A 9,267-nucleotide genomic window follows, 5' to 3' on the forward strand; every position below is an offset into this window, starting at 1 on the left:
AAATGTATTCATTTTCCTGCCAATCTGGGCAACCAAAATTCGATATTCTTTCACTTTTTTCAAAGCTCCGCTTCCTCAGTTACATTTCATTTGTCTTTGAGGAATAAGCTTTTCTGCCTTGCTCTTTTCTTTGTTTTCTTCTTTTCTTTCCAAAATCTGGCTGACTGTCCAGAAATCCTGTGTTTGTCTTTTCTCTTTTCCTTTCTTGTCTTTGTCTTTTTACAATAGGTTTTTACTTGCTAATCGGTTCCTTCTTCAAATGCGCTGGTAACGGTTGGTACATGTTGTCGGGGCGGATTTCGAAGAGCGTTCCTGTCCGCGAGGACACGGAACTGCGAAACGAGAATCCGCAGTTGGCGTACCACCGAACCCCGCCCTGCAATATGTACTTTGTTGTGTGCTGGCATTCTGTTTGTCGTTAAAAGTCAGACAAATGCATACAATTACCTCTGCTGCTTAATATTTTACTATTTCCAATCAGAAACTATCCATCCCTTGTTTGTTGCAATGCCTCTGTCACATGCTTCTGTTCCAGGGTTTCCGCCTATATATATCTTTTTTGTGCCCGCATTAGTATTAAGCGTTTCAAACAAAGCCTCCAAATCATTGGTTTTCAAATTATTAGTATTGCATTTCAAAGATGTTAGTGCAATGTTTTTGCTAACATCCAAACTTGTCAATTTATTTACACAGCAATCCAACCAGGTCAAATTGACGTTATTGCTCAAATCCAGACTTGTTAGGTGATTATAGTTGCATGATAAGGAATATAGCCAGATATTTTTGCTTACATCTAAACTCGTTAATACATTAAGGTTACAACCCAGATTTGTCAGTGCGATATTATTGCTCAAATCAAAATCAATTATATCACTTTCGCAAGACAATGTTGAGACGTTTCCGCCTATTATGTTAATAGTTCTTGAAGACCTATCGGAATAACTGTGAACTTGAAGACCCCAATCGGATGAATCGGTTTCGATTATTGAACCATCGCCCCAGTCAATTGTGAATGTACCTCTGCCGCTTACGAGTAGTGATACATTGTCATAGTTAATTCCCTTTGTAAGTGTCATTCGCTTTGGTCCAGCAGGAATTACAAATATATGGCAGGTTTTTGAATATCTACCATCATTTGTGGATACAGTAATATTTGCCATTCCTGTAGTTATGGCAACAACTTCACCGTTATCGTTTACAGTTGCTACAGGGGGGGTATCAGAACTCCATAACAATTCCTTGTTTGTAGCGTTGTCTGGCTCTGCAAATGCGATTAAGGTTTCCTTGTCGCCTATTTCAAGCATTAGTGTGGCAGGTTCTTGTATCAATGTGTTGCCGTTTGTTGGAATATACAAATATAAATCAGTTAGAGCAACATCTTCTTTGTCACAGGCAGTTGTCACTACTAAATATGTTACTAAAGCCAGAAAACACACTTTTTTCATACTAAATAAGATTTTAAAATTCTATGCATTGTTTCAATTGGAGATACTCCTTTGTCCATTGTTCTCTATTTGCTTGCACACAACGGTTTTGTGTATGAGTAGTAGCGGATTTATACTCACAAACCTTTCGGTTTGACACTAGCCTTTGTTTTATGTTTATCTTTTGTTTAATCACTTAAACCGCTATTACTTATACACCATGTTATGTGCTTTTTTTCAATAGTTACACAGAAATATATCCATATCTTCTTTCCTTGCCTCGTCAAAAATAAATTCAATATCTTTTTTCAAATTTTCGTTTTCTGGATATTTTTCTTTTAACTTACTTGAATACAGTTTTTTATATTCGTCTAATTCCTCATTCAAAATGCAAAAAGCATGTGGGAAATCTAACGAATATGGACGTTTAAAATAGGAACGATTTCTATTCTCAAATTCATCGAGATATTGTGTGAGCATAGGCCAATTGTCTTCGTTTCGATTAATTGACTTTCCATAGTGTAAGCAAATATCTCTTTCCAAATAACCATAGATCGCGCCTAACGTGCTTTTTCCAAACTTCTCGTTAGCTTTATCTATCAGTAGATGAGTATAGTATTTGTCAGTAGTTCCGTTAATAATATTTTCCATCAGTTTTTTAGAAGACAATTCTTTGGTCGAAAGGTCAAAATGATTCTCTAGTAAATAATCGTATTCATCATGGTCATCAATTTTTATTTTGGTGAATAATGACATATCTTTTGAACCATAAACTGCTCTAACCTCTCTTCCATCCGTTATAATTATTTCTATTTGGTAACTCATTATTAAGTTCGTTTTAATTGCACATAACGGTTGGTACATGTTGTCGGGGCGGATTTCGGAGAGCGTTCCTGTCCGAAGGACACGGAACTGCGAAACGAGAATCCGCAGTTGGCGTACCACCGAACACCGCCCTGCAATATGTACTTTGTTAACACCAGTTTTTTAAACTATATTCCAAATAAACTCAATTACATTTTTCTCATAGTTTACATTAAGAATTAGCATTTTATATTTTTGTCCATTATTTAATTCAACAGTCCAAACTTGATTCTCTTTTAAAGTTGAGTTTTGCTGCAAATCTTTGATATCTGAAAATGGTTTAGTCTCCAAATAGAATTTATAAGCTTCTTCTCTGTTGTCAAACCTTTTCATTAAAACTAGTTTAGAATCCATTGATTCAATGAAGAAACTTGATTCTTCCTTTTGTTTTGAAACTCTAAATCCAGAACTCAATGGAAGACCATCAATTATTTTTTTGCTAAATTGGTTTATACCAGACTCTGGTAGTAAAAGAAAACGTTTTTCTTTAAAAGAGGCTTTGAATTTATCATTCATCCAAAATGTAATTACTCCATAGTTTCCTTGATTTATCAAGTCCCATCTATTCCATTGAGTTTTACAACTCACACCTTTTCCTTTAAAAATTTTTTCGAAATATGATTTATACTTGGTTACTATATTTTTGTCGTAAAACAATTGCCCTCTAAAGCTCTTTATGTGTTGAACAACAATACTATCGTCTATAATTATAAATTGATTAGAATTTTTAATAAATGATGGATTTATATTATTCGTTTTACTAAAATCATTGTTTGACACTATATTATATTCAGTGCGACTCAATCTATAATTTCTAATTACATCTTCAACAGTTTCATTATTCATCCCTCCAGTTAATTTTGCGGGGAATATGAACCTTACATTTTTGGTATTAAATGGGCAATCTAAAAATGGACGATAGTACATTCTCGTATCAAAATTATTCACCTCAATACGATTATTGAAACCAGAAATTGCATAAGGGTCTTCAAGATAGAAGTCTATTTTTTTTGCATTTTCTAAAAGTTGCTTAGAATCAATAACCAATTCATTCTTCACAATGAATGTTTTAGTGGATATTTCAATTTGTTTGTTCTGTTTTAAAATTGAATAATAAGATATATTGACTTTTAATTTGTAGATGTTATTTTCGTCAGATTCTGGATAGATTATAAACCTGTCCATCTCTGAATCTGGTTGATAGTAATATGTCGAATCAGAAAGTAAATCGTAAAATTTTGTTTTACTATTAATTTTTATTCCTATATGGTAATTAGTCGGTGTTGCCTGTGGACCTTGTGGAAAACAAATCGTTTTTAAAGGCTGAAAATCAACTATCTCAAGTTCCATCTTTGAAATAATAATTTTTTCTTTATTAGAAGATGGCGTTGAAAGAGAAAAGTCAATAAATCTATTTTTTAAAAATGTAACTTCCTTGTCTGTCCCATTATAGAATGGGCTACTATTATTATAGCTAATGATAAGCTTTGGGGAATAAGAGATTTTTTGATAAGAGGAAATAAGAACATCTTTAAAAACAAAAGACAAAATTCCAAGAATTCCTCCAATTATTGCAATCCTTAATGCAACTGAATCATTAAAAAGTCTATTTCCTTTCATTAGCCGATTTTTTTTAAAATTGGTGTTAACGGTCACTTGTATGTGGTCGGGCGGGATTTCGAAAAGAAATCCTGTCAGACCCGCAGGAGAGTGGGCGCAAGGTCTGACTTGTCAGACCGCTAAAACCCCCGCCTGCCATATACAATTTGTTGTAGGTAGTATTTTTATTGGTTTCGCTTTTTTCAGTCACTTTGTAGAGGTTTTATATTGTTTTCTCTCAAATAAGCACAATAATTTTTTATGTCATCCATTAAGTCTTGACTAGATGTTGGTCTTAAAATAAACTCGTGATTACCTTGGATAAAGTCAGCAAACAATACAGTATTTGCAAATCGTTTTCCAGGTTTCATCCTCTTATGTTTTTCTCTTGAGATTTGTTTAAACTTAACAAGGATGTGGAATTCTGATTTCAAAATCTTAGATTCATTAAATGAGTAAAATAGTTGAATGTCAAAGTTGTCATATTTTCCCTCATAGATTTCTTCTTCTTTATTCCATTTAAATCCCTTTATAATAAAGCTCTCAAGATTTCTATGTCTTGAATATTTTGTCGTTAAAAGAGGTCTTAAAAATTTAATTCCACCAATCATGAACAGTCCTGAAATGAGAGCGAATCCAACGGCAAATTTTAATCCGAATGTCAATGAATTTTCAATGTCCTTTGGAGTGTTGTCAAAATAGTGAAACAAGGAAAATAATATGAATCCAATTATTAATGGGAATAGTAAATAATCCTTTATTAATCTCAGATTTTCCTTTGAATCATTATGTTCGATTTTATCCATAAATTGGAATTGTCTTTGGTTTTTTAATATTACCTACAACGGTTGGTACATGTTGTCGGGGCGGATTTCGGAGAGCGTTCCTGTCCGAAGGACAAGGAATGGCGATGCGAGAATCCGCAGTTGGCGTACCACCAAACCCGCCCTGCAATATGTACTTTGTTGTGGGTAGTACTTATTTCAAGGTATTGAAGACTTTAAGGTATCTTTCTTGTCCTAAATCTGCTCTCCGCAAAATTGCAGAACCATCTTCATATAATTCGTTTATTTCTATATTTATAATCTTTCTAACTTCATTACAGAAGTTCTCATAATCCTTAAGTCTATTTTCAGAAGTAATTCTTCTTATTTCAAGGAACAATTTACCTGCAGAAAAATCTGATAACTTATCAAGTTCTTTTTGAAGAGCTATGTTATTACTGGATAACTTTGTCATTAGCAATATTTGCTCAATTACTCCTTCAAAACTCTCCTTGTCATTTTTTCGGTCTATAATAATACCTATCTCGAAGTTGTTTATTTGAGAATATTCATAAAAATTCATTGATGTAAGAATGCACTTATTGTCGTTTAAGTACACCTTTGAATGAAGGTTTTTAACCTCAATTAAATGAATGTTTGAAAAGGATTCTAACCATAATCTTTCACTGTTTCTTAATTCACTCTTTCTGTATATAAAAAAACAGTTGTCAATTTTAGGAAGGTGAATTGATAGTTTTGATTTTATTCTTTCTGTTATTTTTAAATAAGGAGATACAAAAATCAATGTGCGAAATGAATCTTGAATTAGATTCTCAATTTCATGAGATATTTCAATAGTTCCAATTATATTATTTGTCTTCATTTATTAAAGTAATGTTCTTGTTTTATTAGTTAAGCTCTTGATTTAGTGATTACTTAGCATTACCCACAACGGTGGTGGCATGTTGCGGAGCGGATTTCGGAGAGCGTTCATGTCCGTTAGGACTGAACGGCGATGCGAGAATCCGCAGATGGCGCACCACCAACCCCGCTCTGAAATATGCTACGTGTTACCCGCTGGTTTTTCTTTTTTTTTCTTGTCAATAATTTAAATATCAATATTATGGAGTCAATTAGAATGAATACACTAAAAGAGTCAACACAACTTGGATTCTTTTATAAAAATTTAGAACTCAATTTTTTATTTCATCCCCGGCATTGGAAATTCGCACTAACTTTCAGAAAGCAGGAAACAAAAAGTTACTGTTATCGAACTTTTCGTTTTCGTTTTTTATTTATTCAGTTTTTCTTTCCGTTAATGCTTGTGCGTAAACTCGAACCTCAGGTTCATACATCTCTTTAACACTTTGTCTATGTTCTTCTTCAATTGCATACAGGTAAATAGCGTCAGATTGAATTTTAAATTTCTTTTTAGTCGAACTGACACTTATGATAAAGTCAATCATGATTTTATACATCAGATTACTCCAGGGAAGAAATCCCCAAACAAAGTCATATTGCATTGTGTCGCTCCCATAAATGTATGGGTCAAACTCAATTTCCAATTCATTTCCAAGGCCATATTTCATTTTTATCAACAATGTTTCATGGTCCTCAATTGCTTTGATGATTTTTTCGTCAATGTTCATAGTCAGAATTTTATTGTTGTTTTAAATTTTTATAAGAATAAAGATTCTCCTTTTGTCTTTTTCAAACTTGCGGGTAACGGTTGGTACATGTTGTCGGGGCGGATTTCGGAGAGCGTTCCTGTCCGGTAGGACATGAACTGCGATGCGAGAATCCGCAGTTGGCGAACCACCGAGCCCCGCCCTGCAATATGTACTTTGTTATGCACTGACTTTTTGTTTTTGTGTCTTATTTACTTGGTTCAAAACCATATTCATTTTTAAAGCAAGCAGAAAATTCAATGTCTTTAAGTGATATGATATCCTTAATGTCTTTATTGTCTGAGCTGTTTACTGAATTAAATTTACCTGCTATATAAATTTTTTCATTTTGCCTATCGATTAATAAAGTGTCGATTGAGAAGGTAAATTCTGAAGTAGGTTGATAATAAGAAAAGAACCAATCCAAATTTTCTTCAGTCTTTTTTATTGTCACAAATGTGAATACCTTATCCTTTGCAGAATAGTTATAAATACCTGGCTGAAATAATTTTGTGAAGTCGTCAAAGTTTTTAAATTGAGGAAGATACATTTTTATTGAGTCATTTAGCAGGGTGTCTTGTTCTACTAATTGAGCTTTAGGAACAAAAACTCTTCTTTCAATGTGAACTTCAAAACTATCATTAGAAAGAGACAAGAATGAAACACCTCGACTAAACTCAATTGAATCATTGTCTTCTAATGGTGACCCAATTCCCTGCAGTTCCGTACTTTTTCTAAAGTCCGTAAAAACTCCATTGACTTGACCGTCTAAACTGTATTTTTCTTTAAAGGTCGGTTCAATTTCATCCAACTCTGAATTTTTATTACATCCATAAATAAGTGTAATTGCTACGATTAGAAACAGTAATAATTTTTTCATGGTTCTTTTTTTTAAGTTTGTGCATAACGGTAAATTGTATGAGTAGTGGCAGATTGCGGGTTAGTTTCCTGTCAAACCGCTACGCAGTTTGAGCGGGCTATAAACCTTGATGTTTAGCACTTTGCCTGCCATTACTTATACAAAATGTTGGCAATAGTTATTCTTCTTCTCCATATCCAAAATAACTGATGCGATATGGTTTTCTTATGTCTATTTTGTTCTTTTGAATTTTCCAATACGCTTCATCAATTTCTTTTAATATTAAATCCATCTCATTGTAAATTTCTACAGATGAGAATCTCATCATGTAGAATCCTTTACTCTGCAAATACCTATCTCTTTTTCTATCATGAATATAAGTTGAAGGTCTTGCATGGTATTGAAGACCATCACACTCCACTGCAATATTCAACCCTTGAGGTGTTTTTACTACAAAGTCAAGGTTATATCTATGTTTCTCATCCCAAGCTTGATATTGAGGGACGGACAATATTCCAGCATCAATTAGACTTTCAGACATTTTCTCCTCAATAGGAGTGCTTGGCAAAATACTAGTCCATTTTAAATCATAATCTCTTTTAATAAGCTTATTCAAATTGCCTTTTGTGTAGGATAACATTTTGTCCGTAAAGTATGGATAAAGAGCATCAACAATGTCACTTAAACAATCAAAATGTTGCTCCTCTATTTGAGGACATACTCCTGTTTTTAAATATTTATTCGGACAGTTATTCGCAAGTTCTTCAGATAACATGTCCGTTGCAATTGTGAATGGAATATTTTCTTGATTTAGGTCGAAAATGTACCCGCCTTTATTTACCCTTTCTTTTAAGCTAGATATTATACTATCTATATTATGATTCATGAAACAGTTTCTTTTGAACCAAGCTCTAACAAGCTGTTCAAATCTTTCAAATGTAACTGCGTTTAATGAACCATTTCTGAACATATAATCATGAAAAAGCACCTCTCTTCGAATCATATATCTATGGTTCAAATCTTCTTCTTTAGGTATTCCATGTTTTTTGTGAAAATCGGCTATCCAATTAGCCTCCTCGTTCCATTCTCTCCAACCAGAACGTAAATCAGCCCTTACACCTTCATCATATGGGGGCGATTTGTCTGCCCATGATTTAATAATTTCTTTTAGTTTACTTTCCTTACCCTGGACAAGATTATTCCTTTGAAAAGTAATCAGATGAACAGTATCACCAAGAGAATGAAGAGTGTATTGTTTCCCATGTTGAACTTCTCTTTCTCTAATAATTTGTATGCCCTTTAAGGCACAAAATTTCTTTATATTATATTCTGCCTGTTCCATCTTTTAATTATTGCCAACGGACGGGTGCATGTTTGCGAAGCGGATTCCGAAAAGATTTTCCGTCCGGCAGGACGAGGAAAATCGAAACGAGAATCCGTGGCTGGCAAACCGCCAAAACCCGCTATGCAATATGCACATTGTTACAGCGCGTTTTTGTCTTTATTTCTTGTCAATTTTGTCAAGTTGTAAAATGTCGTTTTTGGGTTGCTCCACTCTTACTCCGTCATTTACTATTTCCTTTTCCTTGTCCGTCTTGTTTTGCAAAAAAAGTCGGTGTCTGGTCGATTTTTGAGCTAAATGTATTCATTTTCCTGCCAATCTGGGCAACCAAAATTCGATATTCTTTCACTTTTTTCAAAGCTCCGCTTCCTCAGTTACATTTCATTTGTCGTTGAGGAATAATCTTTTCTGCCTTGCTCTTTTCTTTGTTTTCTTCTTTTCTTTCCAAAATCTGGCTGACTGTCCAGAAATCCTGAGTTTGTCTTTTCTCTTTTCCTTTCTTGTCTTTGTCTTTGTCTTTTTGCAATAAGTTTTTATTTGTTAATCAGTTCCTTTTTCAAATGCGCTGGTAACGGCCGGGTGCATGTTTGCGAAGCGGATTCCGAAGAGATTTTCCGTCCGGCAGGACGAAGAAAATCGAAACGAGAATCCGCGGCTGGCAAACCGCCAAAACCCGCTATGCAATATGCACATTGTTACAGCGCGTTTTTGTCTTTATTCCTTGTCAATTTTGTCAAATTGTAAAATG

Annotated in this window: 11 protein-coding genes; all 11 read right to left on the minus strand. The window is 33.9% G+C overall.

The window, feature by feature from the left end:
- Positions 1-239 precede the first annotated feature (239 nt).
- Positions 240-407: a hypothetical protein gene (locus tag BUB08_RS20415; RefSeq protein ID WP_175550056.1), complete on the minus strand. Its 168-nt coding sequence runs from the start codon at positions 405-407 to the stop codon at positions 240-242.
- 60 nt (positions 408-467) lie between these two features.
- Positions 468-1,445: an Ig-like domain-containing protein gene (locus tag BUB08_RS19600; RefSeq protein ID WP_073003627.1), complete on the minus strand. Its 978-nt coding sequence runs from the start codon at positions 1,443-1,445 to the stop codon at positions 468-470.
- A gap of 216 nt (positions 1,446-1,661) precedes the next feature.
- A complete protein-coding gene (locus BUB08_RS19605; RefSeq protein WP_139249810.1) occupies positions 1,662-2,249 on the minus strand; it encodes a DUF7691 family protein in 588 nt (195 codons plus the stop codon).
- Between the two features lie 162 nt (positions 2,250-2,411).
- Positions 2,412-3,908: a hypothetical protein gene (locus BUB08_RS19610; protein WP_073003629.1), complete on the minus strand. Its 1,497-nt coding sequence runs from the start codon at positions 3,906-3,908 to the stop codon at positions 2,412-2,414.
- Positions 3,909-4,090: 182 nt separating this feature from the next.
- On the minus strand, positions 4,091-4,693 hold the full coding sequence (locus tag BUB08_RS19615) for a hypothetical protein (protein ID WP_073003630.1): 603 nt from the start codon (positions 4,691-4,693) through the stop codon (positions 4,091-4,093).
- A gap of 172 nt (positions 4,694-4,865) precedes the next feature.
- A complete protein-coding gene (locus BUB08_RS19620; RefSeq protein ID WP_073003631.1) occupies positions 4,866-5,534 on the minus strand; it encodes a phospholipase D-like domain-containing protein in 669 nt (222 codons plus the stop codon).
- 412 nt (positions 5,535-5,946) lie between these two features.
- A complete protein-coding gene (locus BUB08_RS19625) occupies positions 5,947-6,300 on the minus strand; it encodes a hypothetical protein (protein WP_073003632.1) in 354 nt (117 codons plus the stop codon).
- Positions 6,301-6,526: 226 nt separating this feature from the next.
- The gene (locus BUB08_RS19630; protein WP_073003633.1) at positions 6,527-7,198 is read right to left on the minus strand and encodes a hypothetical protein; all 672 of its coding nucleotides are present in this window, start codon (positions 7,196-7,198) and stop codon (positions 6,527-6,529) included.
- A 157-nt stretch (positions 7,199-7,355) separates the two neighbouring features.
- On the minus strand, positions 7,356-8,519 hold the full coding sequence (locus tag BUB08_RS19635) for an endonuclease domain-containing protein (protein ID WP_073003634.1): 1,164 nt from the start codon (positions 8,517-8,519) through the stop codon (positions 7,356-7,358).
- Positions 8,520-8,742: 223 nt separating this feature from the next.
- Positions 8,743-8,868 (minus strand): hypothetical protein, encoded by a 126-nt coding sequence (locus BUB08_RS20705; RefSeq protein ID WP_262493957.1) that lies wholly within the window; start codon positions 8,866-8,868, stop codon positions 8,743-8,745.
- Positions 8,869-8,889: 21 nt separating this feature from the next.
- Positions 8,890-9,045, minus strand: coding sequence for a hypothetical protein (locus tag BUB08_RS20420; RefSeq protein WP_175550057.1), 156 nt, complete (start codon positions 9,043-9,045; stop codon positions 8,890-8,892).
- Positions 9,046-9,267: the final 222 nt, after the last annotated feature.

It is taken from the genome of Mariniphaga anaerophila (genome assembly GCF_900129025.1).
GTDB classification, from domain to species: Bacteria; Bacteroidota; Bacteroidia; order Bacteroidales; family Prolixibacteraceae; genus Mariniphaga; species Mariniphaga anaerophila.

What these genes read in the sequence shown, in the direction of transcription:
- BUB08_RS20415 (WP_175550056.1), bottom strand. Translation starts at nt 407, where the DNA reads ATGCCAGCACACAACAAAGTACATATTGCAGGGCGGGGTTCGGTGGTA.
- BUB08_RS19600 (WP_073003627.1), bottom strand. Translation starts at nt 1,445, where the DNA reads ATGAAAAAAGTGTGTTTTCTGGCTTTAGTAACATATTTAGTAGTGACA.
- BUB08_RS19605 (WP_139249810.1), bottom strand. Translation starts at nt 2,249, where the DNA reads ATGAGTTACCAAATAGAAATAATTATAACGGATGGAAGAGAGGTTAGA.
- BUB08_RS19610 (WP_073003629.1), bottom strand. Translation starts at nt 3,908, where the DNA reads ATGAAAGGAAATAGACTTTTTAATGATTCAGTTGCATTAAGGATTGCA.
- BUB08_RS19615 (WP_073003630.1), bottom strand. Translation starts at nt 4,693, where the DNA reads ATGGATAAAATCGAACATAATGATTCAAAGGAAAATCTGAGATTAATA.
- BUB08_RS19620 (WP_073003631.1), bottom strand. Translation starts at nt 5,534, where the DNA reads ATGAAGACAAATAATATAATTGGAACTATTGAAATATCTCATGAAATT.
- BUB08_RS19625 (WP_073003632.1), bottom strand. Translation starts at nt 6,300, where the DNA reads ATGAACATTGACGAAAAAATCATCAAAGCAATTGAGGACCATGAAACA.
- BUB08_RS19630 (WP_073003633.1), bottom strand. Translation starts at nt 7,198, where the DNA reads ATGAAAAAATTATTACTGTTTCTAATCGTAGCAATTACACTTATTTAT.
- BUB08_RS19635 (WP_073003634.1), bottom strand. Translation starts at nt 8,519, where the DNA reads ATGGAACAGGCAGAATATAATATAAAGAAATTTTGTGCCTTAAAGGGC.